We start from the raw sequence: 26,817 nt of genomic DNA, 5'->3' as shown, positions 1-26,817 counted from the left end.
CATGAGCTTTAACACAATCATCAACTGGAATACCTGTAATGACGCGCAGCAGCGTGAGCTGCTGATGCGCCCGGCAATTTCCGCCTCAGAGAGCATCACCCGCACCGTGGCTGAGATCCTCAATAACGTCAAAGCTCGCGGCGACGACGCGCTGCGCGAGTACAGCGCGAAGTTTGATAAAACCGAGGTTGGCGCGTTAAGGGTCACCGAAGAGGAAATCGCGGCAGCGGAAAACCGTCTCGGCGATGAGATCAAGCAGGCGATGGCCGTCGCGGTGAAAAACATTGATACCTTCCACACCGCGCAGACGTTGCAAACGGTCGATGTGGAAACGCTGCCCGGCGTGCGCTGCCAGCAGGTGACGCGCCCGGTGGCTTCCGTCGGCCTCTATATCCCCGGCGGTTCTGCCCCGCTGTTCTCCACGGTTCTGATGCTGGCGACCCCGGCGCGCATCGCCGGCTGCCGGAAAGTGGTGCTGTGCTCCCCGCCGCCGATTGCCGATGAAATTCTGTATGCGGCAAAACTCTGCGGCGTGCAGGAGGTGTACAACGTGGGCGGCGCGCAGGCGATTTCCGCCCTGGCGTTTGGCACCGAATCCATCCCTAAGGTCGACAAAATTTTCGGCCCGGGCAATGCGTACGTGACCGAAGCCAAACGTCAGGTTAGCCAGCGTCTGGACGGCGCGGCCATCGATATGCCCGCCGGGCCGTCAGAAGTGCTGGTGATCGCAGACAGCGGCGCAACGCCGGACTTTGTGGCCTCCGACCTGCTATCTCAGGCCGAACACGGGCCGGACTCACAGGTGATTTTGCTGACGCCGGACGCGGAGATGGCGAAGCGCGTAGGCGAAGCGGTCGAGCGCCAGCTTGCCGACCTGCCGCGTGCCGAAACCGCACGCCAGGCGCTGTCCGCCAGCCGCCTGATTGTGGCGCGCGACCTGGAGCAGTGTATTGCAATCTCCAACCAGTACGGGCCGGAGCACCTGATTATTCAGACCCGCAGCGCGCGTGACCTGGTGGACAGCATCACCAGCGCAGGCTCGGTGTTTCTGGGCGACTGGTCCCCGGAGTCCGCGGGCGATTACGCGTCAGGCACTAACCACGTTCTGCCGACCTATGGCTACACCTCTACCTGTTCAAGCCTCGGGCTGGCCGACTTCCAGAAGCGCATGACCGTGCAGGAACTCTCCCGCGAAGGGTTTGCCTCACTGGCGTCCACCATTGAAACCCTGGCCGCCGCGGAACGTCTGACCGCCCACAAAAACGCCGTTACGCTGCGCGTTGCAGCCCTGAAGGAGCAAGCATGAGCATTGAAGAACTGGCCCGTGAAAATGTCCGTCGCCTGACGCCCTATCAGTCCGCGCGCCGTCTTGGCGGCAACGGTGACGTCTGGCTGAACGCCAACGAGTTTCCGACAGCCGTCCAGTTTGAGCTGTCGCAGCAGACGCTGAACCGCTATCCGGAGTGCCAGCCTAAAGCGGTAATCGAAAATTACGCCCGGTACGCGGGCGTGAAGACAGAGCAGGTGCTGGTCAGCCGTGGAGCAGATGAAGGCATTGAGCTGCTGATCCGCGCCTTCTGCGAGCCGGGTAAAGACGCGGTAATGTACTGCCAGCCCACCTACGGCATGTACAGCGTCAGCGCGGAAACTTTCGGCGTGGCATGCCGCAACGTGCAGGCGCTGGAAGACTGGCAGCTGGATCTGCAGGGCATCGCCGACAACCTCGACGGCGTAAAGGTGGTGTTTGTCTGCAGCCCGAATAACCCAACCGGACAGATTATCAACCCGCAGGACATTCGTACGCTGCTGGAGCTGACGCGCGGCAAGGCGCTGGTCGTCGCTGATGAAGCCTACATTGAGTTCTGCCCGCAGGCGACGCTTGCCGGCTGGCTTGAAGAGTATCCGCACCTTGTCGTGCTGCGCACGCTGTCAAAAGCCTTCGCCCTTGCAGGCCTGCGCTGCGGCTTTACGCTGGCGAATAAAGAGGTGATAGACCTGCTGCTGAAAGTGATCGCCCCGTATCCGCTCTCAACCCCGGTCGCGGACATTGCCGCTCAGGCGCTGGCCCCGCTGGGCATCAATGCGATGCGCGAGCGCGTGGCGCAGATCCTCGAAGAGCGTCAGTATCTGTTCACCGCCCTGAAGGATATCGCCTGCGTGGAGCAGGTATTTGACTCTGAAACCAACTACATTCTGGTGCGTTTCACCGCATCAAGCGCTGTATTTAAATCTTTATGGGATCAGGGCATTATCTTACGTGACCAAAACAAACAACCATCCTTAAGCGGCTGCCTGCGCATTACCATTGGCACCCGTGCAGAGAGCCAGCGCGTCATTGACGCCCTGAAAGCGGAGAAAGTATGAGCCAGAAGTACCTCTTTATCGATCGTGACGGCACCATCATTTCGGAGCCACCCTCCGATTATCAGGTCGATCGTTTCGACAAGCTGGCTTTTGAACCCGACGTGATCCCGGTGCTGCTCAAGCTGCAGAACGCGGGCTTTAAGCTGGTAATGATCACCAACCAGGACGGTCTGGGCACCAGCAGCTTCCCGCAGGCAGACTTTGACGGCCCGCATAACCTGATGATGCAGATCCTCACCTCGCAGGGCGTGACGTTTGATGAGGTGTTGATTTGCCCGCACCTGCCGGCCGACGAGTGCGACTGCCGTAAACCTAAGGTGAAGCTGGTCGAACGCTATCTGGCGGAAGAAGCGCTGGATAAAGCCAACAGCTACGTCATTGGCGACCGCGCCACCGACATCACCCTCGCCGAAAACATGGGCATCGCGGGCCTGCGCTACAGCAGCAGCGACCTCAGCTGGGCGAAGATTGGCGAGCAGCTGACCAGACGCGACCGTTATTCGCACGTCGAGCGCAACACCAAAGAGACGCAGATTGACGTGAAGGTCTGGCTGGACCGCGAAGGCAGCAGCAAGATCCACACCGGCGTGGGCTTCTTCGACCACATGCTTGACCAGATCTCCACGCACGGCGGGTTCCGCATGGAAATCGCGGTGAAAGGCGACCTTTATATTGACGATCACCACACCGTAGAAGATACCGGCCTGGCGCTGGGTGAAGCGCTGAAGCTGGCGCTCGGCGACAAGCGCGGCATCAACCGCTTTGGCTTTGTGCTGCCGATGGACGAGTGCCTGGCGCGCTGCGCGCTGGACATCTCCGGTCGTCCACACCTGGAATATAAAGCCGACTTCACCTACCAGCGCGTAGGGGATCTCAGCACCGAAATGGTGGAGCACTTCTTCCGTTCGCTTTCCTACACCATGGGCCTGACGCTGCACCTGAAAACCAAAGGCAAAAACGACCACCACCGCGTGGAGAGCCTGTTTAAAGCCTTTGGCCGCACCCTGCGCCAGGCGATCCGCGTTGAAGGCGACGCGCTGCCCTCGTCGAAAGGAGTGCTGTGATGAACGTGGTGATTCTGGATACCGGATGCGCCAACCTGAACTCCGTGAAATCGGCGATTGCCCGCCACGGCTACGAGCCGTTGGTCAGCCGTGACCCGGACGTGGTGCTGCGCGCAGACAAACTGTTCCTGCCGGGCGTGGGAACCGCGCAGGCCGCGATGGATCAGATTCGCGAACGCGAGCTGGTCGATCTGATCAAAGCCTGTACCCAGCCGGTACTGGGCATTTGCCTTGGCATGCAGATCCTGGGCCGCCGCAGCGAGGAGAGCAACGGCGTTGACCTGCTGGGCATTATTGGCGAAGACGTGCCGAAAATGATCGACCACGGCCTGCCCCTTCCGCACATGGGCTGGAACCGCGTCTACCCCAAGGCGGGCAACAGGCTGTTCCAGGGAATCGAGGACGGCGCGTACTTTTACTTCGTGCACAGCTACGCCATGCCGGTAAATGCCGACACGATTGCCCAGTGCAACTACGGCGAGGCGTTTACCGCGGCTGTACAGAAAGATAACTTCTACGGCGTGCAGTTTCACCCGGAACGCTCCGGCGCTGCAGGCGCACAGCTGCTGAAAAACTTCCTGGAGATGTGATGATTATTCCCGCATTAGATTTAATTGACGGTACGGTTGTTCGTCTCCATCAGGGCGATTACGGACAGCAGCGCGACTACGGTAACGACCCGCTGCCGCGCCTGCAGGACTACGCGGCGCAGGGCGCTGAGGTGCTGCACCTGGTCGACCTGACCGGCGCGAAAGATCCGGCAAAACGACAGATACCGCTGCTCAAAAAGCTGGTCGCGGGCGTGGATGTACCCGTGCAGGTTGGCGGCGGCGTGCGTACGGAAGATGACGTTGCGGCCCTGCTGGACGCGGGCGTGGCGCGCGTGGTGGTCGGCTCTACCGCCGTGAAAGATCCCGATATGGTCAAAGGCTGGTTCCGCCGCTTCGGCGCAGATGCACTGGTGCTTGCGCTGGACGTGCGCATCGACGAGCAGGGTAACAAGCAGGTTGCCGTCAGCGGCTGGCAGGAAAACTCCGGCGTGACGCTGGAAGCGCTGGTCGATATTTATCTCCCCGTTGGGCTGAAGCACGTGCTGTGTACGGACATCTCACGCGACGGTACGCTGGCTGGCTCTAACGTTTCGCTGTATGACGAGGTCTGCGCGCGTTATCCGCAGGTGGCCTTCCAGTCATCAGGCGGCATAGGCGATCTGGACGACGTTGCCGCGCTGTGCGGTACGGGCGTTCAGGGTGTGATTGTGGGGCGGGCCCTGCTGGAAGGAAAATTTACTGTGACGGAGGCGATTCAATGCTGGCAAAACGGATAATCCCTTGCCTGGACGTACGTGACGGCCAGGTGGTGAAAGGCGTGCAGTTCCGCAACCATGAGATCATTGGCGACATCGTCCCGCTGGCAAAACGCTATGCCGAGGAAGGCGCCGACGAGCTGGTGTTTTATGATATCACCGCCTCCAGCGATGGACGCGTGGTCGACAAAAGCTGGGTCGCACGCGTGGCAGAAGTGATCGATATTCCGTTCTGCGTGGCGGGTGGAATCAAATCCGCGGACGACGCGGCCAAAATCCTCTCCTTCGGTGCCGACAAAATTTCCATCAACTCCCCTGCTCTTGCAGAACCCGAGCTGATTACCCGGCTGGCTGACCGTTTCGGCGTCCAGTGTATTGTGGTCGGCATCGACACCTGGTTTGACGAGGCAACGGGCAAGTACCACGTTAACCAGTACACCGGCAACGAAAGCCGCACCCGCGTGACCCAGTGGGAGACGCTGGACTGGGTGCAGGAAGTGCAGAAGCGCGGTGCGGGTGAAATTGTGTTGAACATGATGAACCAGGACGGCGTGCGTAACGGCTACGACCTGGAGCAGCTGAAGAGAGTACGCGCGGTGTGCAACGTGCCGCTGATTGCATCCGGCGGTGCGGGCACCATGGAGCACTTCCTGGAAGCCTTCCGCGAGGCGAACGTGGATGGCGCGCTGGCGGCCTCCGTGTTTCACAAGCAGATTATCAATATTGGCGAGTTAAAAACGTACCTGGCAGACCAGGGCGTGGAGATAAGGGTATGTTAACAGAGCAACAACAGGCGCAGCTGGACTGGGAAAAAACTGACGGATTACTGCCGGTAGTTGTACAACATGCCGTTTCCGGCGAAGTGCTGATGCTGGGGTATATGAACCAGGACGCGCTGGCGAAAACGCTCGACAGCGGCAAGGTCACCTTTTTCTCGCGCACCAAACGGCGCCTGTGGACCAAAGGCGAAACCTCGGGTCATTTCCTGAACGTGGTCAGCATTACGCCGGACTGTGATAACGATACCCTGCTGGTGCTGGCCAACCCGATAGGCCCAACCTGCCATAGGGGCACCAGCAGCTGCTTTGGCGAAGCGAGCCACCAGTGGCTGTTCCTTTACCAGCTTGAGCAACTTCTGGCTGAACGAAAAACGGCTGACCCGGAAAGTTCGTATACCGCTAAGCTGTACGCCAGCGGAACCAAGCGCATTGCGCAGAAGGTGGGTGAAGAAGGCGTTGAGACGGCGCTGGCCGCAACGGTACATGACCGGGACGAGCTGACTAACGAGGCGTCTGACCTGATGTACCACCTGCTGGTGCTGCTGCAGGATCAGGAACTGGATTTAACGGCGGTGATTGAGAATTTACGTAAGCGCCATAAATAAAAAAAGACCGGGGTAACCCGGTCTTTTTTTGTCTGCGAATCAGGCTTTTGGCTTGTAGTTGCGCAGCGCGTTACGGCCCAGTACCACACCGGAACCGATAATCCCGCCCAGCAGTACGGCAAGAATCAGCGTAATGGCTTTTTTCGGGCTATCGCGACGGATTGGAAGATCAGGTTTCATCACGTAACGGTAAACGTGAACGGTATCCGGGTTCACGTTCAGGTTCTGGATGTCCAGCAGGTTTTGTTTCGTCTGGTAGTAAGCGCCAGAGAAAACCAGCGGACGAGACGCTTCGTTATCAATCATTGATTTCAGCGCTTCGCTGCCCAGCAGGAACATGGTTTCCTGCGTCACATCCTGGGTTTGCTGAATCTGAGGCGTGGTGATTTTTGCCGCCTCAGCGTTTTTAAGCGCCTCAGTAATCTGTTTGATGCGCAGATCTTTTTGCTCCTGAGAGACCTTCTCCTGGTTTTCCAGGGAGTCGTTCAGGGTGGTGATCTGCTGCTTGATGTTGTCTCTGAGATCGAGGGTCAACTCTTTTGCGGTTTGCTCGTCAACCTGCTGGATGTACTGTGCGAGCTGCTTTTGTGCGGCTTCGGCAGATTCGCCTTGATAAGTTACGGACAGGGGTAATGATTGTCCTTTAACAGCAGGCTCTATGGTCAATTTTTCAGGATCTTCCTGATTTTCAAGCGCCTGGGCTAGCGCCGAAAAAGATGAATTAAAACGACCAATCACGCGAGTTTGAATGTCGAGCATAGATGGCGCAGCCCCTCCATAGAGGATATTGAGCGCGTTGGAGTAAGTTGCGATTTGCGCTGCGTCAGGTTGGGCAATGATCGCCGAGGACGTCCATTTCTCTTTGGCAACCGTGATATATATGCCAGCTAATACGATAAAAATAGCAACAAACGCCCCTATTACCCACTTCCCACGCCACAGCTGCAGCACTAAATCAAGTAAATCAATTTGCTCCGGGTCATTGCTTCGAGTGACCAGGTCATTGTTGTTCTGCGTCATACAATCCCTAACAGAAATAAAGGGCAAAAAAAATGATGTTTGCATAGTGTATCTGTTGCTGCAGATTTTTCTATAGGAATCCGATGAGTTATATCGTAAAGATGGGTTATGTAACTTCTGCCCGCCGCGCTATCATAGGCACCATTGTGATGCAAAGTGCATAAATGTGAATGGCGTATGAGGGAAGTTATGAAATTTCTGGTTACGGGCGCAGCGGGATTTATCGGCGCACATGTCAGCAAGCGGTTACTGGATGCAGGATACTCTGTTGTCGGCATCGATAATCTGAACGACTACTATGACGTTAGCCTTAAACAAGCGCGCCTCGACCTCCTGTCATCCAGCAATTTTACCTTCCATAAGCTGGACCTGGCCGATCGCACCGGCATGGCGGAGCTGTTTGCCAAAGAGAAATTTGATCGCGTCATTCATCTTGCCGCACAGGCAGGCGTACGTTACTCGCTGGACAATCCGCACGCCTATGCGGAAGCTAACCTTATCGGGCATCTCAACGTGCTGGAAGGCTGCCGTCATAACAAGGTTCAGCACCTGCTGTATGCCTCCTCCAGCTCGGTGTACGGTCTTAACCGCAAGATGCCGTTCTCTACTGACGACTCCGTAGACCATCCGGTATCACTGTATGCGGCGACCAAAAAAGCCAATGAGCTGATGTCGCACACGTACTCACATCTCTACAATCTGCCTACAACCGGCCTGCGCTTCTTTACGGTATACGGTCCGTGGGGACGCCCGGACATGGCGCTGTTCAAGTTCACCAAGGCCATGATTGAAGGCAAGAGCATCGACGTCTACAACTACGGCAAGATGAAGCGTGACTTCACCTATATCGATGATATCGCTGAGGCAATCATTCGCCTTCAGGATGTTATTCCTCAGGCCGATGCGGACTGGACCGTTGAGACAGGCTCACCTGCCACCAGCTCCGCGCCGTATCGCGTTTACAACATCGGTAACAGTTCCCCTGTAGAACTGATGGATTACATTACCGCTCTGGAAGAGGCGCTCGGGAAAGAGGCAGAGAAAAACATGATGCCTATCCAGCCGGGCGATGTGCTGGAAACCAGCGCAGATACCCAAGCGCTTTATGACGTCATCGGATTCAAACCTCAGACCTCAGTCAAAGACGGGGTCAAGAACTTTGTAGACTGGTACCGCAATTTCTATAAGGTTTAAAACAAAAAACCCGGCAACTCGCCGGGTTTTTTATTGACGCTCATTTGAGAATCAGTCGCTACCAAACAGATCGCGGGTATAGACTTTAGCCTCAACGTCCGCCAGCTCTTCGGCCATACGGTTCGAGATAATCACATCCGCTTCTTTCTTGAAGGCATCCAGATCGCGAACGACGCGAGAGTGGAAGAACTCGTCTTCCTGCATTGCCGGTTCATAGATAATGACCTGCACGCCTTTAGCCTTAATACGCTTCATGATCCCCTGAATGGAAGAGGCGCGGAAGTTATCAGACCCGCTCTTCATGATCAGACGATAGACACCCACCACCTTCGGCTGACGCGCCAGAATGGAATCTGAGATGAAGTCTTTACGCGTGCGGTTGGCATCCACAATCGCCGAAATCAGGTTGTTTGGCACGGCCTGATAGTTTGCCAGCAGCTGCTTGGTATCTTTTGGCAGGCAATAGCCGCCGTAGCCAAACGACGGATTGTTGTAATGGTTGCCGATACGCGGATCGAGGCATACGCCTTCGATGATCTGGCGGGTGTTCAGGCCCAGACTCTCTGCATAGCTGTCCAGCTCGTTGAAATAGGCAACGCGCATTGCAAGATAGGTATTGGCGAAAAGCTTAATGGCCTCCGCTTCAGTGGAGTCAGTAAACAGCACCGGGATATCTTTCTTGATTGCGCCTTCCTGAAGAAGCGCGGCAAAACGTTCGGCACGTTCAGAACGCTCACCAATAACGATACGGGACGGGTGCAGGTTATCGTATAACGCCCTGCCCTCGCGCAGGAACTCCGGCGAGAAGAAGACATTATCAATACCCAACTCTTCTTTGATGGATTTGGTGAAACCGACCGGAATGGTCGACTTGATGATCATTACCGCATTAGGGTTAATTGCAACAACGTCTTTGATCACCGCTTCTACGGTTGAGGTGTTGAAGTAGTTGGTTTTAGGGTCGTAATCAGTAGGGGTGGCGATGATAACGAAATCTGCATCACGATAGGCATCTTCTTTATCAGTCGTCGCGCGGAAGTTCAGAGGCTTGTTAGACAGATACTCTTCGATCTCTTTATCAGCGATTGGAGATTGCTTCTGGTTAAGCATGTCTACTTTTGACTGAACGATATCCAGTGCAACCACTTCATGGTTTTGCGCAATCAGGATACCGTTTGACAGGCCTACGTAGCCTGTTCCGGAGATTGTTATTTTCATTCGTTCAACTTCTACAAGTTTAGGTTTCTGGAGGCGTATACACACCACCGCAATAAACAACTGTTGAGGTTTTTACCTCTTAAGTTGAGCGGCTGTCAAGGCGAATGCCTGGCTGCGGAATCGAGTTAATGCAGTGGTTTATGCGGTGTTGAATGGCACTCACTGGACAAAGCAAGTCCAGATGGGCTTATACGTGATAAAAAAAGCCCGGTGAGCATCACCGGGCTTTAATATCTGGCTGAGTTAAATCAGATTAATCCAGCCATTCGGTGTGGAACACACCCTCTTTATCAGTACGCTTGTAGGTATGCGCGCCGAAGTAGTCACGCTGCGCCTGAATCAGGTTTGCAGGCAGAACGGCAGCACGGTAGCTGTCGTAGTACGCTACTGCAGCAGAGAAGGTAGGAACCGGAATACCGTTCTGAACAGCGTAGGCCACTACGTCACGCAGCGCCTGCTGGTACTCGTCCGCAATTTTCTTGAAGTACGGCGCAAGCAGCAGGTTAGCGATGCCAGCATTTTCAGCGTAGGCATCGGTGATTTTTTGCAGGAACTGGGCGCGAATGATGCAGCCAGCACGGAAGATCTTCGCGATTTCGCCGTAGTTCAGATCCCAGTTATTTTCGTCTGAAGCGGCACGCAGCTGTGAGAAGCCCTGTGCGTAAGAGACGATTTTACCCAGGTACAGAGCACGACGAACTTTCTCAACGAATTCAGCCTTATCGCCGGCTGGTTTGGCCTGAGGACCGGACAGCACTTTCGAAGCGGCAACGCGCTGCTCTTTCAGAGAGGAGATATAACGTGCGAATACGGATTCAGTGATCAGAGACAGCGGCTCACCCAGATCCAGAGAGCTCTGGCTGGTCCATTTACCGGTGCCCTTGTTCGCCGCTTCATCAAGAATCACATCAACCAGGTATTTACCGTCTTCATCTTTCTTGGTGAAGATATCTTTGGTGATGTCGATCAGGTAGCTGTTCAGCTCGCCTTTATTCCACTCGGTGAAGGTCTCAGCAAGCTCTTCGTTGGAGAGGTTCAGGCCGCCTTTCAGCAGGGAGTAGGCTTCGGCAATCAGCTGCATATCGCCGTATTCGATGCCGTTGTGAACCATCTTCACATAGTGGCCCGCACCATCTGCACCGATATAGGTCACGCACGGCTCGCCGTCTTCAGCAACGGCTGCAATTTTAGTCAGGATAGGAGCGACCAGTTCGTACGCTTCTTTCTGGCCGCCAGGCATGATAGAAGGACCTTTCAGTGCACCCTCTTCACCACCGGATACGCCGGTACCGATGAAGTTAAAGCCTTCAGCAGACAGTTCACGGTTACGACGAATGGTGTCGTGATAGAAGGTGTTACCACCATCAATGATAATGTCGCCTTTATCGAGATAAGGCTTCAGGGAGTCGATGGCTGCATCGGTACCTGCGCCCGCTTTCACCATTAACAGGATACGACGAGGCGTTTCCAGGGACTCAACAAACTCTTGAACCGTATAGAAAGGAACCAGTTTCTTGCCTGGGTTCTCGGCAATCACTTCTTCGGTTTTTTCACGGGAACGGTTGAAAACGGAGACGGTATAACCGCGGCTTTCGATGTTGAGCGCCAGGTTGCGCCCCATCACTGCCATACCGACAACGCCGATCTGTTGCTTGGACATTACATACTCCTGTCAGGTGTGGTCACCGCGGCTAATGCGCGGCTTGATATGTTTTTCTGATGTTAACTCAGGATCGGAGGATATGAATAGCTTTTGCTGCTCTATGTCACACCTATTGCATACTCATGCTACATTCATGTCTCGCAAAAATGCCGACGTAGACTATCACTTTCTAAGCAGATCAAGGATTTCCTGAGTCTTTTCTTGCATCAGCGCGGTATCGGCGCGGGATTCCACGTTCAGGCGCACCACCGGCTCGGTATTGGAGGAGCGCAGGTTAAAGCGCCACTGTGGGAACGACATGCTGATGCCGTCCGTGCGGTCGATTTCCAGGGCGTGGATCGCGAAGTGATGCTCCACGCGGGCAATGGCCTCGGCAGGCTGCGCCAGCTTGCTGTTAATCTCCCCGCTCGCCGGGAAGGCCGCCATGCGGTCGCGCACCAGCTCACCCAGCGTCTGGCCTTTCAGGCACAGCAGCTCGGTCACCAGCAGCCACGGGATCATCCCGCTGTCGCAGTAGGCAAAGTCGCGGAAGTAGTGGTGGGCGCTCATCTCGCCGCCGTAGATGGCGTCTTCTTCGCGCATACGCTCTTTAATAAACGCGTGACCGGTTTTAGACATCACCGGCTCGCCGCCCGCGGCGCTGACCACGTCAACGGTGTTCCAGGAGAGACGCGGGTCGTGAATGATCTTCGCGCCGGGGTTCTTCTCAAGGAACGCTTCCGCCAGCAGGCCGACGATGTAGTAGCCTTCGATGAACTGGCCTTTCTCGTCGAACAGGAAGCAGCGGTCGAAATCGCCGTCAAAGGCGATGCCCATATCCGCACCGTGCGCGATCACCGCGTTGCGGGTGTCGTCGCGGCACTCCGGCAGCAGCGGGTTTGGAATACCGTTCGGGAAGTTACCGTCCGGGGTGTTATGCACCTTGATGAAGGAGACCGGCACGTTCAGCGCCTTAAAGCGGGCTTCCAGCGCATCCACCACCGGGCCCGCCGCGCCGTTGCCAGAGTTGATCACCAGCTTCAGCGGCTTCAGGTTCGCCACGTTGATGTAGCCCAGCAGGTGGTCGATGTACTCTTTCTGCAGGTCGATCTGCTTATAGCTGCCGCGCGTCGCCTCGTTCACCGGCGGGAAGTCGTTGGCTTCCGCCAGGCGCTGCACGTCGCGCAGGCCGGTATCGCCGCTGATAGGACGCGCGCCCTTGCGCACCAGCTTCATGCCGTTGTAGTCCATCGGGTTATGGCTGGCGGTCACTTCGATACCGCCGTCCACGCCCAGGTGGAAGGTGGCAAAATAGATCTCTTCGGTGCCGGAAAGGCCGATGTCCAGCACGTCCACGCCCGCGTCCTGCAGCCCTTTTGCCAGGGCCAGCTTCAGGGACTCGCTGGTCAGACGCACGTCGCCGCCCAGCACGATGGTTTTTGGCTTCAGATACTCGCCGTACGCGCGGCCAATGCGCCACGCAATGTCTTCATTCAGCTCTTCGCCCAGCTTGCCGCGAATATCGTAGGCTTTAAAACAGGTTAACTTTTGCATTATGAAAATCAATTCCTATAAATATCGTCGTCTGCTAGGTATGGACCCGTTTGTACTTCTATAATTTCCAAATCAATCTTTCCTGGATTGGAAAAATTATGTTTCATTCCTGCTGGAATGAAAGTGGATTCATTTTCTTTGACTGTTTTAACATCCTCACCACACTTTACAAGAGCTGTCCCGGAAAGTACGATCCAATGTTCTGCCCTATTATAATGAATTTGTTCCGAACTACTGTGGCCGGGCTTAATAACAACGCGCTTAATATTATATTTACTGCCAGAACTCACAAGTTCGTGACTGCCCCAGGGGCGAAATTGTTCATTATGATTTTGATATTCAGTCCTATTGTTAATCACAAGATGATTAACAATATCCTTCACCTTTTGTACTTTAGACTTTGAAACAATTAATAAAGCATCCGGTGTATCTACCGCGATAATGTCATCCACACCTACACAAGCAACAAATTTATTCTTAGCGTAGATTAAACTATTTGAGGTTTCATTTAGATAGACATCACCATTCGAGACATTATTATTCTCATCTTTATTGCTAACATCCCACAGTGCACTCCAAGAACCGACGTCACTCCACCCAATATCGACAGGAATGACAAGACCTTTAGTTGTTAATTCCATTACCGCAAAATCAATAGAATCAGAGGGGCAATTAGTAAAACTATTTGGCTCAACTCTTAAAAAACCAAGGTCCGTAGAGGCTAGACTAACGGATTCCAAACAAGAATCATAGATTTGTGGTCGGAATGCTTTTAATTCCTCAAGAAATGTGGAAGCTTTGAAAAGAAAAATACCACTATTCCAACTATAATCATTATCGGAAATATATTCTATAGCTTTATCGAGGCTAGGCTTTTCAACAAATCGCTCTATTTCGTAGACACCTTCACCAACACTACCACTAGATTTTATATATCCATATCCGGTTTCTGGAGTTGTGGGTTTGATACCAAAGGTAACTAAATAACCCTGTTCAGCATACAAACGTGCCTTTTGGATCATTTCTGAAAATTGTATCTCATTTTTAATAAGATGATCTGAAGGCATTATGAGTAAAAGAGGATCCTCTCCATTTCTCATAGCACTGAATGCCGAGATTGCTATTGCAGGCGCAGTATTTCTTGCGACCGGCTCTAAGATAATCAGTGAGTTTGAGTATTTAGTATGCTTTATTTGTTCTTGCACCAAAAAACGGTATTCATCATTTGTAATAATAATTGGACGACCATAATCATGATTTTTTAACCGATTAAGTGTATTCTGAATCAAACTACCTTGTGAAAACAGGTTAAGAAACTGCTTTGGGAAAAGTGAACGAGATAAAGGCCACAGACGAGTTCCACTACCTCCAGCCATTATTACTGGTATAATCATTTCTGCACCTTGTTGTTATATCTAAATAATAGAAACTTGATAATACTAGTCACATGCCAGAGAAAATGCTTCGAGAAAATACTTCTGTTAGCGTGTTTTGCAAAATGAATAGCTTTAACATCCGGATAATATCTCACAGGAATCTTATACAGATGTGAGCGATAGCAGATATCAATATCTTCACAGTACATAAAATATCTGTCAGAGAAACCATTTAGCAATGCATAGTGACTAACTTTGAATGCTAAAAAAGAGCCTGCAGCCCAATCAACATCCGTAGGGAGAAGTATTTGGTTTTTATTATACAAAACATTATTTTTTTTGAACATGAAGGATGACAAGAAATCAATAAAACCAGGAAACTTCCTTACCGAATTATCATAAATTGTCATGTCAGAGTTTTTGAATAAATTAATAGCGGCTAATTTATTATTTTCATCGACCATCCACTTGATCAATTTATGTATAGCATTTATCTCAATTTTAACATCTGGGTTCAGAACAATAAAAAAGTCGTCATTATTCATATTCAGTTTGGTTCGACAATATTCAAAGACATAGTTATTGTTTTTGCCGAACCCCAGACCAAAATCATCATTGATGATATACATATTTTTGCTATTTGCATAATCAGCAAGTGCTTCAGCATCACCAGCTTTATTGCATTTAATTACGACTGTAAAAATCGTTGAAAGGGAAGCTAAGCAATCTAGCTCTTTAATTATAGCGGCGTGTCCATGTGAAACAACACTAATAAAAACATTCATATAAAGCCTTAACTTTCTAAATTGTTTAAGAGTTCCAACCATTTTTGTGAAATATTTTTCATATTATACTTTTGGCTTTTATGAAGTGCACGAGCTGAAATCTCTCTATAAAATTCATTATCCAGATGAAATTGATTAAACGTTTTTAATGTAACATCTACAAAGGCATTTTCTTCACAAAGGATACCATCAATGTTTTCATCAATGATTTCTTCAGGCCCTATATGATTGGAGGCTATTACAACACATCCTTGACTCATGGCTTCAACAATCACTAAGCCAAACAACTCTTCCCAGCCTTTTATTTTTTTGGAGGGCAGTAAAAAAAACTGGGATTGTCTCATAAGGTCCCTAAGTTTCTCTCGAGAATTGATATAACCTGCATAATATAACTCTGGAATATTTCTACTAGCGTCAACCACTTCACTCACAAGATTTCCCTTACCTGCAATTGTGATATGAAAATCTTTAAGGGGCGACGTTTGCATTTTATCTGAAAGAGCTATTATGTCTTTAATGCCTTTTTCAGCGGTTAATCTACCTACGAATAACGCTTCAATTTTATTTGTATTCCACTTATTATCTAAATCAGACTTAGAAATTGGTTCAATATCAACAACGTGCGGAACAACATCAACATTTAATGACAGTGGATACGAAAAATCCAAAATAGACTTCTTAGTTGCTGCGGTTACAGCAATTATCTTATCAAAACGGCGAAGATAAAAATGCCAAATTTTTTTTAAAAAATTATTTACAAACTCTACATATGAAAATGGTGTTTTCCCCATCCATAGATGCCAAGAAGAATGTAAGAGAACTTTATTGCGATGACAAAGTAAACCATAGATGAATAATCTAAAATTAAAAGGTGCCATACCCAAAATTATAATTTTATCTTTATGAAAGGGTAAGAAAAGTAAAAATAATAGTGAGTCAACTGTATCTTTGGTGATTCTCCTTTTTTTAATAATATCACGTAAAAGGAATCTAATCGGTCTACTATTGACAAATTTGCAACGGAAGTTTTTTTCAAGTGCTTTAAAATACGGTCTTCCATCGAAATCATGAACGATAATCAAATCTTTCATATAAGATCACCAAAAATATTATCTAAATTTTTATAAGTCTGCGGCCAACTATATTTCTTAATTATTTTCTGGGCCTCAGCATCATCAAACTTATGATCACAGGAAAATAATTCAATTAATTTCTCCTTATCTTTTAATTTGAAATAACTTATATTATTGTTTGAAAACTCCCGGAAGGCAGCTATATCCGATGCTATGACTGGGCATCTATTATCTAATGCCTCCAATATAGGCAAACCAAAACCTTCATATTTAGATGGGAAAACAAATGCTTTTGCATTTTTATACAAGCCAACGATTTCCTCATCCGACAATATCCCGGTGTAGATTATATCATTTTTACTTTGACCTGCATGGCCTACTAATACTAACTTTGTATCATTGTTATATAAAGCTTTGTATTCTTGAAAACAACTTTTCAGAAAATCAATGTTTTTATGTGGCCTATTATTTCCTATGTACAGGAAATAATCTTTCGAAACTAAGTTATGTTTAGCTAAAATATTAGCATCACATTCAGCCTGAAGAAAAACCCCCTCCCCGCTTATTTTTGATTTGAATTTGTACAGCCGCAATATATCATCGTGAGTCGTTTCAGAAACACTTATTGTTAAATTTGAGTTCTTAATGCTTTGTTTAACAATTATGCGATAATATATTTTACCAACAAGCTTTTTCAGAGTGGTATTGAAAAAATTAGGCACTAACTCAAACATAAGATCGTGCACTGTAATTACAGACTTGGTACTTTTTAGAGAGTATGCCAAACCTGAATAATGAAAACTGATTATCCAACTGTAACTTTGTTTTTTTAACCACAATGGGAAAATTAACCAATGCGCAAAATTAAATGGTTTTAGTCTAGTAATGATTTGTTTGCATTGTATTTTATCACTATATTCATTAACTAGTGCGCAGATATTTTCAACACCATATTTCTCAATATAATAGCCCAACATTTTCTCTGTGTATCTTGAAATACCAGTGGGACGGTTGCTGATTAATCTGCAGTCAAGAAGAATTTTCATATTTAATTTCTACTATTAATTAACTTCATAAATTCATTTGAATTCTCGAACGGATCGAACATATCTTGAAATTGTGCTTGTATTTCCGGTACTAGATTTTCTAATTTTGTCGGTTCTTCTTTTAAATGAGAGATAACCCTTAACGAATCACTTATTTCATTCGCATTAAATAGCCATTCTTTGGGTAAATATTCTTTCATCCCATCAACGTCACTTGCTATGACAACTTTTCCTAATTTTACGGCTTCAATCATAACAAGCGGTACACCTTCAAATTTGGAAGGTATGATTACAGCTTTGGACTGAGACATATGTTTGGCAACATCATCAGACGATAACCATCCACAGAAAACAACATTATGTTTCCCTCGGAATTTATCCCTAATGGCTTGAGATGCTGCATCATTTCCATCTCCAATTATATGAACTTCAAAAGAGTTTGATAAACTGCTATTCACAAAACAATCGAGAAAAAGATCTTGTCTTTTTTGATTGAGATCGATCCTTCCGATTATTAATAAAATATTAGTTTTATGATGGTTAAACTCTGAAATTGTGTCGGATGGTGTATCAATGAAATTCTTAACGACCTGAATCTTGAATTTATCTACCGCAAAATTATTTATTAATTCATTTTTATTAAATTCAGAAATAGTAATAATTTGATGTGGCAAGCGATAATAAAGCAGCTTATTAATAAAATCTCTGAAACCTCCTAACATAACTCCAATGTGTTTGCTTTTTTTCGTTATAGGAAGATATGTAGAGGTGTATATCCCTGCGACTCTTGCAGCAAAAAGAGATAACCCACCGATTTCTATTGTTCCTTGGATTATAACTATTTTAACTGGTTTAATTCGTTTTATTTGTTTGAATAGCCAATAGAAGTCGCTTATGCAAAAAAAATTAGTTACCGGTCTAAGCGGCAACCCTAAAAAATGGTGTTGAATCAATTCGAGGCCAATGTTTTTACTTTTCCCAGCTAAAATCTTAACCTCATCTATGAGACGCTTGTTTCTGTCATTAACAATCAAGATTATCTTAAGATAATTGCTTTTAGATACTTCCCTGAGGTGCCGCAAGAACATCTCTTCATGTCCGCCATAAACTGGCGACTCATTTATGAATAGTATTTTCTCAAACATAAGAATCTCGTCCCCTAAATAATGATGCTCCAATCAGATAAAATTCTAATGCCATAAGATTAAAAAATCCATCGAATGCCAAATCCTGCATGAAGGCAATGTTTATTATAATAAAAAGTATAAGGTATGATTTATTTTTATTTTTAATTAAAAAATAGGTAGTAATACTGAGGATAAACATCCATAAAAACATTACATAAAAACCGGACACACGAACTATGTCTAATAACATATTATGGAACCATATGCCGGTATAACCGTCTGCATGTACCTTCAGTCCACCAACTGGATAATCTAAAAAATGCGATACACCGTAGATGAACATACTGAACCTTGGGCTATCTAGACCCCGTTCAGAAAAACCACCAAAGTTAAATGAGCCGGTGAAGTCGTAGTTACTTATTAAGATAATAATTATTGGCGAAATGATGAATACAACCAATAACATAGGTAGTACGTTTTTTTTCTTGAAAATAAATTTCAAGGCCCAAAAAATTACTAAGAGAAAAAAGGCTGCTCTAGAGCCAAGATAAAATACACTAAAAATGGTTGCAACAACCGTTAATATTATATTGAATAACCTACTCTTTCTTGACCAATTAAAATTGACATAAGCAATAGTAAAAAGTACTAATTGAAGTGCATATAATGGTGAATTTTCTTCACTCCGATTAATTGGGTCGTAAACAAGATTGTATCCTGGATAGCCTTTCGACATACTATAAACACAGACGATTAAGACATAACTAATACTACAAAGTGAAAAATAGTTTAACCATTTAATTTTATCTTCACTTCTTTCTTTATAACCCAAGATGAAGAAAAATATAAAAGATAACAATATTAGAGAAAATGCATTAGTAAATTTTTCTGGCCCTCTCTCATAATGAGCCAAACCTAAAAAATAATAGGAAAATAAAAATAGCAATACTAAACCAATTATAGCGAAGGTTTTTAGTGGTGCTTTTAAAGTCAACAACATCCATAATGCACTTATGGCTAATAAAACAACAGCAACAATTAGTATACGGAAAGAAGTAGCAAAAATGCATAACCCAAAAATAAAATTTATTATAAGCTCGTTTGTGGATTTTAAATTAGTGGCTCTTTGCACATGTACTCTCTCATCTCTAATAATGTGATTTTGATAAGTTTTGCTCATATTTTTTAGATTTCCATAATACAAACAATGATAAAGAAAAATAACATAAGGCATTTATTATTGAATATATAATCATCGCATAAATGCTATAGCCAAATACGTATACTCCAACAATTAATCCTATAAACCGTAGGGCAAGTGAACATATTTCATATATTAGAAATTCGCGTTGAATCTTCAATGCGGGAATAGCATCTATAGCTGGTCGAGCGGAAAGCCAGAAAATACAATATAGAGCCATCCAACGTCCATAATCCCCTCCAGCCTCCCATTTACTACCAAATATAAATGAGAACAATTGCGGACCAAATAGCATAACAACTAAATATATCAATGTTGATAAAATAAGAAGCCCTAAGAATGATTTTTTGATTAATGGACTTATTAGCTCTTTATCATTAATTTTCTGTGTGATTTTAGGAAACAACACATTACTTAGCGCACCGGTAAGTAACGTCACTGGAGCACCCAGAATAGTCTGAGCTAAACTAAAGTAACCCACTTCAGCTGAACCGAAATAAAATCCAATCACAAAAATCGGTAAGCTTTGTGAAAGAGCATTAATCAAAACTTGTGGAGTTCTATAAATTGGGAAGTCAGAATATACTCGCCCTACCCTTGTCAAATTTCTTAAATAGTGCCCGTTTGATATATTTAATCCATTTTTTTTCGCGTTGTGTAAAAACTGTAGTGCCTGAAGCCAATATCCTAATGCCGTTATAATTACTAAGGTCTTCACACCATGTAATGGTACACCGATGGATATTTTAAGTGTGTTTACTATAACTGATTGAATGACTGACACTTTAGCTATAGCGCGGTACTGTTTTTTTCTTATTAGCCACTGCTGCCCACTTTGCTGAAGTGGAAGGATAAGCATAGTTAATGGGATTACAACTATATACCAAAGTTGTAAATTGGAGTTATCAGTAATAAGTGAATACAAAATCAAACCAATTAGAACCACACTGGATGTGGCAATACCAAGTGTCAAACTCAATCGTACAATTGTATTAGAAACGTTATCTTTTCTTGGTAAAACCACAGCAATTGGGTAGCTCAACGCAGAAAGGGGAATTAAAATATTAATAATCGACATAAAACTCCCCATCATTCCATACGCTTCTGGACCGTAAAGACGTGTAATGATGGGAATAGCAGCAAGATTAATAATCTGCGCCAGTGCAGTTCCGGAAGCAACTATGGCTACACTTTTTAAAAATTTATTATTTAAAATTAAATTTGGCATTATATGATTACATTAAATTCATGCAACTAGTGAAGGATGAAGCTTTTTTATCTTTTTCCGAAATCTTTATATTTGTTTTATCAGGCCAAGAAATATTTAAACTTTCATCCTCCCAATGTATACTCCCCTCACTTTCGGGATGGTAATAATTTGTTGTTTTATAGCAGAATTCCGCTGATTCACTTAACACCAGAAAACCATGAGCAAACCCTTCAGGGATCCACAACTGGCGTTTATTCTCAGCAGAAAGATTTACTCCAACCCACTTACCAAAAGTCGGAGAGGATTTGCGAATATCAACCGCAACATCAAATACTTCTCCGGCGACACAGCGCACCAGTTTGCCCTGCGCATACGGGTCCAGTTGATAATGTAAACCGCGAAGCACGCCCTTGCAGGATTTAGAGTGGTTATCCTGCACAAACTCAACTTTACGCCCTACCGCCTCTTCGAATACTTTCTGGCTGAAACTCTCAAAGAAAAAACCACGTTCGTCACCAAAAACTTTTGGCTCAAAAATAAGTACATCCGGGATATCTGTTTTAATAACGTTCATGACTTAGTAACCTTTAATCATCTTCAGCAGGTATTGCCCGTAGGCATTTTTCTTCAACGGTTCAGCCAGCTTCTTCACCTGCTCTGCATTAATAAACCCTTTGCGATACGCAATCTCTTCCGGACAGGAAACCTTTAGCCCCTGACGCTCTTCAATAGTCGCAATGAAGTTACTTGCCTCGATCAGGCTCTGGTGTGTACCGGTATCCAGCCAGGCATAGCCGCGCCCCATCATGGCAACCGACAGGCGTCCCTGCTCCAGGTAGATACGGTTGATGTCCGTAATCTCCAGCTCACCGCGAGCAGAAGGCTTGAGGTTTTTAGCCATTTCGACAACATCGTTATCGTAGAAATAGAGGCCCGTAACCGCATAGTTGCTCTTAGCCTCCAGCGGCTTTTCTTCCAGGCTGATGGCCGTACCGTTTTTATCGAATTCCACAACGCCATAGCGCTCCGGGTCGTTAACGTGATAGGCAAATACCGTTGCACCATCATCTTTATTCAGGGCTGCTTCGAGCTGTTTAGGCAAATCATGACCATAGAAAATGTTATCGCCCAAAACCAGCGCGCAGCTATCATCACCAATGAACTCTTCACCAATAATAAAGGCCTGTGCCAGACCGTCCGGGCTTGGCTGCACTTTATACTGGAGGTTCAGGCCCCACTGGCTACCGTCACCGAGCAGTTGTTCAAAACGCGGCGTGTCCTGCGGGGTACTAATGATGAGAATATCTTTGATGCCCGCCAACATCAGCGTTGACAGCGGATAGTAAATCATTGGTTTATCGTAAATAGGCAGCAGCTGTTTACTCACTGCCATAGTCACAGGGTACAGACGAGTGCCGGATCCACCAGCAAGAATAATACCTTTACGCGTAGCCATTATAATTTCTCTATAAACACGAAATGCCCTAATCCGGGCATTTCTATAAAATTTAAATTGATTGAGCGGTGAAAAGCTCAGCAAGCATGCGCTTAACGCCAACATCCCAGGCCGGCAGCACCAGACCAAAGTTATGCTGGAATTTCTCAGTGTTTAAGCGCGAATTCTGCGGACGACGCGCAGGTGTAGGATAAGCGGTTGTCGGCACGGCATTGAGCTTTTCAATTGCCAGTTCCATTCCCGCCTTTCTGGCTTCATCGAATACCAGCGCAGCATAGTCGTACCACGTCGTCGTGTCAGACGCGACCAAATGATAAAGACCGGCCACTTCGGGTTTAACCATCGCAACACGAATTGCATGCGCGGTACAGTCTGCGAGTAATTCGGCCCCCGTTGGCGCACCCACCTGGTCATTAATCACGGAGAGTTCTTTACGCTCTTTCGCCAGGCGAAGCATCGTTTTCGCAAAGTTATTGCCCTTGCCGGCGTATACCCAGCTGGTACGGAAAATCAGATGCTTAGCACAATGATTCTGGAGCGCTTTTTCACCGTCGAGCTTGGTCCGTCCATACACGTTGAGAGGTGCGGTCGCATCCGTTTCGCGCCATGGCGTTTCGCCATCGCCGGGAAACACGTAGTCAGTCGAGTAGTGAACAACCCAGGCACCGATTTTCGCCGCTTCTTTCGCAATGGCCTCTACGCTGGTAGCGTTGAGCAGCTGCGCGAATTCCTGCTCTGATTCAGCTTTATCGACCGCAGTATGCGCAGCGGCGTTGACGATCACGTCTGGCTTAATCGCCCGTACCGTCTCAGCCACGCCTTCCGGGTTGCTGAAATCACCGCAGTACTCTTTCGAGTGCACATCGAGTGCAATCAGGTTTCCTAAGGGTGCGAGTGCTCGCTGGAGTTCCCAACCGACCTGCCCTGTTTTGCCGAACAGAAGAATGTTCATTATTGACGCTCTCCGTAGTTCTGCTCGATCCAGGTTTTATAGGCACCGCTTTTAACGTTATTAACCCAATCCTGATTGCTCAGATACCACTCAACCGTTTTGCGGATCCCGCTTTCAAACGTCTCTTCCGGCTTCCAGCCCAGCTCAACGCCAATTTTATGCGCATCAATCGCATAGCGACGATCGTGCCCCGGGCGGTCAGCAACGTAGGTAATCTGATCGCGATAGGAGCCTTCTTTCGGCACGATTTCATCCAGCAGATCGCAAATGGTGTGCACCACGTCCAGATTCTGCTTCTCGTTATGGCCGCCGATGTTGTAAGTCTCACCCAGTTGCCCCTGGGTCACCACGGTGTACAGCGCACGAGCATGGTCTTCGACGTACAGCCAGTCGCGGATCTGGTCGCCTTTACCGTAAATTGGCAGCGCTTTGCCGTCCAGCGCGTTCAGAATCACCAGCGGGATCAGCTTCTCCGGGAAGTGATACGGGCCATAGTTATTTGAGCAGTTGGTGACGATCGTTGGGAACCCGTAGGTACGCAGCCATGCGCGTACGAGGTGATCGCTGGACGCTTTAGACGCAGAGTACGGGCTGCTCGGCGCATAGGCCGTGGTTTCGGTAAACAGCGGCAGCTCAGCAGCGGCAGGCTGTTCATCAGGATGAGGTAAATCACCGTACACTTCGTCAGTAGAGATGTGGTGGAAGCGAAATGCGCTTTTCGCAGCGTCATCCAGCGTTGACCAGTAGGCTCGTGCGGCTTCCAGCAGCACGTAGGTGCCGACAATGTTAGTTTCAATAAACGCTGCGGGGCCGGTAATAGAACGGTCAACGTGGCTTTCTGCCGCAAGGTGCATCACCGCATCCGGTTTGTGCTCGGCGAAAATGCGATCCATGGCCGCTTTATCACAAATATCGGCATGTTCAAAGACATAGCGATCGCTATCATTGACGTCGGTCAGTGACTCCAGGTTACCTGCGTACGTCAGTTTATCCACATTGACGACCGCATCCTGGGTATTTTTAATAATATGTCGCACCACCGCTGAGCCGATAAAACCGGCACCGCCCGTCACAAGAATTTTCACGTTAGCTATTCCATCTGTTGGGTATATCGAGATATTGATGCTCTGAAACCCGATTAATAATAACGGTTTCAGAAATTTTGCACGCTACCGCCCCTGGCTTAACAGCTACCAGTGCACTGAGCGAAAGTTGGAAAATGGATTGTGGGGTCTGATTACAGACAAAAAACTGGCGTTAATTGTCGTCCTAAATGGACCTGGAAACAAGCACAAATCGTTACAAATCAGTCCACTTTTGAATCAGATAACTCCATGTTATCGCTAGAATTAATAACAAAAAACGGCAGCTACCATTTTGGTTATGTTCACCATAACCAAATGATAACTGCCGCTTAATCAAAGAGACAGAGGGAAATCAGTCGTTAGCCAGCAGCTTCTCAATGCGGCTTCTGAACTTCGCCCCTTCCTTCAGGTTGCGCAGCCCATAGTTCACAAACGCCTGCATATACCCCAGCTTTTTACCACAGTCATAGCTGTCACCGGTCATCAGCATGGCATCAACGGACTGTTTTTTCGCCAGCTCGGCGATAGCATCGGTCAGCTGAATACGTTCCCAGGCGCCCGGCTCGGTTTTTTCCAGCTCGGCCCAAATATCCGCGTTCAGGACATAGCGGCCCACCGCCATCAGATCGGAATCCAGCGTTTGTGGCTGATCGGGTTTTTCGATGAACTCGACAATACGGCTCACCTGCCCTTCCGTCTCCAGCGCCTCTTTGGTCTGGATAACGGAGTACTCGGACAGATCGCCATCCATACGTTTCGCCAGCACCTGGCTGCGGCCCGTTTCATTAAAGCGAGCAACCATTGCCGCCAGGTTGTAGCGCAGCGGATCCGCAGACGCGGTATCAATGATGATGTCCGGCAGAACGACGATGAACGGGTTGTCGCCCACTACCGGGCGAGCGCACAGAATGGAGTGGCCCAGACCCAGCGGCTGCGCCTGACGCACGTTCATGATGGTTACGCCTGGAGGACAGATGGACTGCACCTCAGCCAGCAGCTGGCGTTTAACGCGCTGCTCAAGCAACGCTTCGAGTTCATAAGAGGTGTCGAAGTGGTTCTCTACCGCATTCTTGGACGAGTGCGTGACCAGAACGATTTCTTTGATCCCTGCAGCAACAATCTCGTCGACGATGTACTGAATCATCGGCTTGTCGACAATCGGCAGCATCTCTTTTGGAATTGCCTTTGTGGCTGGCAGCATATGCATGCCCAGACCCGCTACCGGAATGACTGCTTTCAAATTAATCATTATATCTTCCACCTTAAAATGGTTGACGAATTATAGCTTTTAAACCTGTTTTCGCCAGCATGATTTGCCGTAATTCTGGATCCATGTTACGCCCAGGCACCACAAATTACAGTAGTTGTAATCTGAATAGATCACGTTATTCAACCAGGAATCGTCGCAAAATTGGCAGCCGATGATTATCTTTGCGGCAGCGCAAAATTCAGCCGCTCCGTATTCACAACGTGCTGATCCACCCGGTCAATATCCACCGAGCTTTGCCCTTTTTCATTGACCGCCTTGATGTTTGCCAGCGACAGCAGCGTCTCGTTTTTCGCCATAAACTTGCCCCGCACGTCCTTTCGCAAGTCGAAGTTCATTTTCAGCGCCGGCCCCACGGACGACTCCTGCATCACGTTGATATTGCGCATAAAAAGATGCTGAGGCTTGTTGTGCAGTTCCAGCGTCGCGCGCTGCATATCGAGGTTTGTGATGGCGACAAACGACGTGGCATTACCCGAGGAAATCTGTATTCCGCGCAGCTTATAGGCAAGCTGTCGGTTATCCAGGCGAATATCGTTGAGCCTGAAGTTCTGTGGTATCGACAGATAATCACCTTTAATCACGCCGTAACCGATTAACATTCCGGCACTATTGACCATATCGACATTATCAATAACGAAATTATCACAGCCATAAATTGCTACCGTGGCGTTGTCTATTCCCGCCTTCTTGCTGAAATCGGGTGTAATATTCTTAGCTTTTATATTCCGGATAATAAAGTGTTTGCCGTTTTCAACGTGGACCAGCTGGCGACAGTTGCTGCCGGTGATATTTGCCACCACGAAATTCTTCACGGTCTGCTTTTCCGGGTAGTCATTGTCGTAGGTGCTTCCCGCAAGGCCAATGCCAATGCCCCAGTTGATTTTGCCGTTGGTGCAGTTGATGTTGTCGATGACGTGGTCAGAAATCAGGATATTGCGGTCGTTGATGGCCACGTTCCACTCGATGGCATCTCCCTGCAGGTGGCTGAACCTGCTGTTGGTGATACGCGCCCCGTCGACCTGGTTATGAAAGCCCTGACGCAGAATGGCGTAGTTGGCCTGGCTAACGTTGATGTTATCAATGACCAGGTTGCGCATCACTCTCGGCTTTTTCCCACCGATATAGATCTGCGTGACGGGGCCGAAGCCGCTCATCGCCAGCCCTTTAATCACGCAGTCAGATCCGCGCACGTCGAGAGTGATATTGTGGGTGCGCCCTGCCCCCTCTCCGACGACTTTACTCCCTTCCTGAAGCACAAACCGGCCTCGCCCGTTGCCTTTGAGCCCGCCGCGTATCAGAAGCGTTTTACCGTCGGGGATAAAAATCCCGGTATTGATGTTTTCACAGACGACGCCGGCGGGGACAATAACGGTGTCGGCCTCGGTAAACGCCTGCTTGAAGGCGGCGATCCAGTCGTTGTTGTTGTACTGATTAATGGAGACGGTCTTCCCGGCTCCCGCCCGCGCAGCGCGGGACGACAGCAGCGGCAT

25 protein-coding genes are annotated in these 26,817 nt (G+C 48.2%); 8 read left to right on the top strand and 17 right to left on the bottom strand.

What is annotated here, in order from left to right; all coding sequences use genetic code 11:
• The first annotated feature begins 1 nt into the window (after position 1).
• From hisD to hisIE, 7 genes are read left to right on the top strand one after another with little or no spacing between them, the layout of a single operon-like run.
• Positions 2–1,306 (top strand): histidinol dehydrogenase, encoded by a 1,305-nt coding sequence (hisD, locus tag D5067_RS08455; protein WP_119938337.1) that lies wholly within the window; start codon positions 2–4, stop codon positions 1,304–1,306.
• Positions 1,303–2,364 (top strand): histidinol-phosphate transaminase, encoded by a 1,062-nt coding sequence (gene hisC, locus D5067_RS08450; protein ID WP_119938336.1) that lies wholly within the window; start codon positions 1,303–1,305, stop codon positions 2,362–2,364. The genes hisD and hisC overlap by 4 nt, the downstream gene beginning before the upstream one ends.
• Complete coding sequence (hisB, locus tag D5067_RS08445) at positions 2,361–3,428, top strand: bifunctional histidinol-phosphatase/imidazoleglycerol-phosphate dehydratase HisB (RefSeq protein ID WP_119938335.1); 1,068 nt, start codon at positions 2,361–2,363, stop codon at positions 3,426–3,428. Before hisC ends, hisB begins: the two co-directional genes overlap by 4 nt.
• Complete coding sequence (hisH, locus tag D5067_RS08440) at positions 3,428–4,018, top strand: imidazole glycerol phosphate synthase subunit HisH (protein ID WP_119938334.1); 591 nt, start codon at positions 3,428–3,430, stop codon at positions 4,016–4,018. The genes hisB and hisH overlap by 1 nt, the downstream gene beginning before the upstream one ends.
• Complete coding sequence (gene hisA / locus D5067_RS08435; protein WP_119938333.1) at positions 4,018–4,755, top strand: 1-(5-phosphoribosyl)-5-[(5-phosphoribosylamino)methylideneamino]imidazole-4-carboxamide isomerase; 738 nt, start codon at positions 4,018–4,020, stop codon at positions 4,753–4,755. Before hisH ends, hisA begins: the two co-directional genes overlap by 1 nt.
• On the top strand, positions 4,737–5,513 hold the full coding sequence (gene hisF / locus D5067_RS08430; RefSeq protein WP_119938332.1) for an imidazole glycerol phosphate synthase subunit HisF: 777 nt from the start codon (positions 4,737–4,739) through the stop codon (positions 5,511–5,513). Before hisA ends, hisF begins: the two co-directional genes overlap by 19 nt.
• Entirely contained in the window at positions 5,507–6,118 is a 612-nt protein-coding gene (gene hisIE, locus D5067_RS08425) for a bifunctional phosphoribosyl-AMP cyclohydrolase/phosphoribosyl-ATP diphosphatase HisIE (protein WP_119938331.1), read from the top strand. The genes hisF and hisIE overlap by 7 nt, the downstream gene beginning before the upstream one ends.
• Positions 6,119–6,157: 39 nt before the next feature.
• On the opposite strand, the gene wzzB is transcribed toward hisIE, so the two are convergent.
• Positions 6,158–7,138 (bottom strand): LPS O-antigen chain length determinant protein WzzB, encoded by a 981-nt coding sequence (wzzB, locus tag D5067_RS08420; RefSeq protein ID WP_119938330.1) that lies wholly within the window; start codon positions 7,136–7,138, stop codon positions 6,158–6,160.
• 189 nt (positions 7,139–7,327) lie between these two features.
• On the opposite strand from wzzB, the gene D5067_RS08415 reads away from it, so the two are divergent.
• Positions 7,328–8,332 (top strand): NAD-dependent epimerase, encoded by a 1,005-nt coding sequence (locus tag D5067_RS08415; RefSeq protein ID WP_119938329.1) that lies wholly within the window; start codon positions 7,328–7,330, stop codon positions 8,330–8,332.
• A 51-nt stretch (positions 8,333–8,383) separates the two neighbouring features.
• On the opposite strand, the gene ugd is transcribed toward D5067_RS08415, so the two are convergent.
• The 16 genes from ugd to wcaM all read right to left on the bottom strand — a co-directional run bounded on the left by ugd (position 8,384) and on the right by wcaM (position 26,817).
• Positions 8,384–9,550: a UDP-glucose 6-dehydrogenase gene (gene ugd, locus D5067_RS08410; protein WP_119938328.1), complete on the bottom strand. Its 1,167-nt coding sequence runs from the start codon at positions 9,548–9,550 to the stop codon at positions 8,384–8,386.
• A 253-nt stretch (positions 9,551–9,803) separates the two neighbouring features.
• Entirely contained in the window at positions 9,804–11,210 is a 1,407-nt protein-coding gene (gnd, locus tag D5067_RS08405; RefSeq protein ID WP_119938327.1) for an NADP-dependent phosphogluconate dehydrogenase, read from the bottom strand.
• Positions 11,211–11,375: 165 nt separating this feature from the next.
• Positions 11,376–12,746: a colanic acid biosynthesis phosphomannomutase CpsG gene (gene cpsG, locus D5067_RS08400; protein ID WP_243544825.1), complete on the bottom strand. Its 1,371-nt coding sequence runs from the start codon at positions 12,744–12,746 to the stop codon at positions 11,376–11,378.
• An 8-nt stretch (positions 12,747–12,754) separates the two neighbouring features.
• Positions 12,755–14,140, bottom strand: a complete 1,386-nt coding sequence (locus tag D5067_RS08395) for a mannose-1-phosphate guanylyltransferase/mannose-6-phosphate isomerase (RefSeq protein ID WP_119938548.1) — start codon at positions 14,138–14,140, stop codon at positions 12,755–12,757.
• A complete protein-coding gene (locus tag D5067_RS08390) occupies positions 14,137–14,907 on the bottom strand; it encodes a glycosyltransferase family protein (protein ID WP_162844801.1) in 771 nt (256 codons plus the stop codon). The genes D5067_RS08395 and D5067_RS08390 overlap by 4 nt, the downstream gene beginning before the upstream one ends.
• Before the next feature lie 8 nt (positions 14,908–14,915).
• The gene (locus D5067_RS08385; RefSeq protein ID WP_119938547.1) at positions 14,916–15,998 is read right to left on the bottom strand and encodes a glycosyltransferase family 4 protein; all 1,083 of its coding nucleotides are present in this window, start codon (positions 15,996–15,998) and stop codon (positions 14,916–14,918) included.
• The gene (locus D5067_RS08380; RefSeq protein ID WP_119938546.1) at positions 15,995–17,026 is read right to left on the bottom strand and encodes a glycosyltransferase family 4 protein; all 1,032 of its coding nucleotides are present in this window, start codon (positions 17,024–17,026) and stop codon (positions 15,995–15,997) included. The genes D5067_RS08385 and D5067_RS08380 overlap by 4 nt, the downstream gene beginning before the upstream one ends.
• 2 nt (positions 17,027–17,028) lie before the next feature.
• Positions 17,029–18,171 carry a glycosyltransferase family 4 protein gene (locus tag D5067_RS08375; protein WP_119938545.1) on the bottom strand — a complete coding sequence of 381 codons (1,143 nt, stop codon included), beginning with the start codon at positions 18,169–18,171 and terminating at the stop codon, positions 17,029–17,031.
• A complete protein-coding gene (locus tag D5067_RS08370) occupies positions 18,164–19,333 on the bottom strand; it encodes a hypothetical protein (RefSeq protein ID WP_119938544.1) in 1,170 nt (389 codons plus the stop codon). Before D5067_RS08370 ends, D5067_RS08375 begins: the two co-directional genes overlap by 8 nt.
• Positions 19,302–20,582: a lipopolysaccharide biosynthesis protein gene (locus D5067_RS08365; protein WP_119938543.1), complete on the bottom strand. Its 1,281-nt coding sequence runs from the start codon at positions 20,580–20,582 to the stop codon at positions 19,302–19,304. Before D5067_RS08365 ends, D5067_RS08370 begins: the two co-directional genes overlap by 32 nt.
• 7 nt (positions 20,583–20,589) lie before the next feature.
• Positions 20,590–21,138 (bottom strand): dTDP-4-dehydrorhamnose 3,5-epimerase, encoded by a 549-nt coding sequence (gene rfbC, locus D5067_RS08360; protein WP_119938542.1) that lies wholly within the window; start codon positions 21,136–21,138, stop codon positions 20,590–20,592.
• A gap of 3 nt (positions 21,139–21,141) precedes the next feature.
• Positions 21,142–22,020, bottom strand: coding sequence for a glucose-1-phosphate thymidylyltransferase RfbA (gene rfbA, locus D5067_RS08355; RefSeq protein WP_119938541.1), 879 nt, complete (start codon positions 22,018–22,020; stop codon positions 21,142–21,144).
• A gap of 52 nt (positions 22,021–22,072) precedes the next feature.
• A complete protein-coding gene (gene rfbD / locus D5067_RS08350; RefSeq protein ID WP_119938540.1) occupies positions 22,073–22,972 on the bottom strand; it encodes a dTDP-4-dehydrorhamnose reductase in 900 nt (299 codons plus the stop codon).
• Complete coding sequence (gene rfbB / locus D5067_RS08345) at positions 22,972–24,057, bottom strand: dTDP-glucose 4,6-dehydratase (protein WP_119938539.1); 1,086 nt, start codon at positions 24,055–24,057, stop codon at positions 22,972–22,974. Before rfbB ends, rfbD begins: the two co-directional genes overlap by 1 nt.
• Before the next feature lie 352 nt (positions 24,058–24,409).
• Positions 24,410–25,306 (bottom strand): GalU regulator GalF, encoded by an 897-nt coding sequence (gene galF, locus D5067_RS08340; RefSeq protein ID WP_119938538.1) that lies wholly within the window; start codon positions 25,304–25,306, stop codon positions 24,410–24,412.
• A 176-nt stretch (positions 25,307–25,482) separates the two neighbouring features.
• On the bottom strand, positions 25,483–26,817 hold the full coding sequence (gene wcaM, locus D5067_RS08335; protein ID WP_374208609.1) for a colanic acid biosynthesis protein WcaM: 1,335 nt from the start codon (positions 26,815–26,817) through the stop codon (positions 25,483–25,485).

Origin of the sequence: Enterobacter huaxiensis, from assembly GCF_003594935.2 — a bacterium.
Lineage (GTDB): Bacteria > Pseudomonadota > Gammaproteobacteria > Enterobacterales > Enterobacteriaceae > Enterobacter > Enterobacter huaxiensis.
The sequence above is the reverse complement of the archived record's forward strand: the minus strand, read 5'-3'. Positions and strand labels throughout refer to the sequence as shown.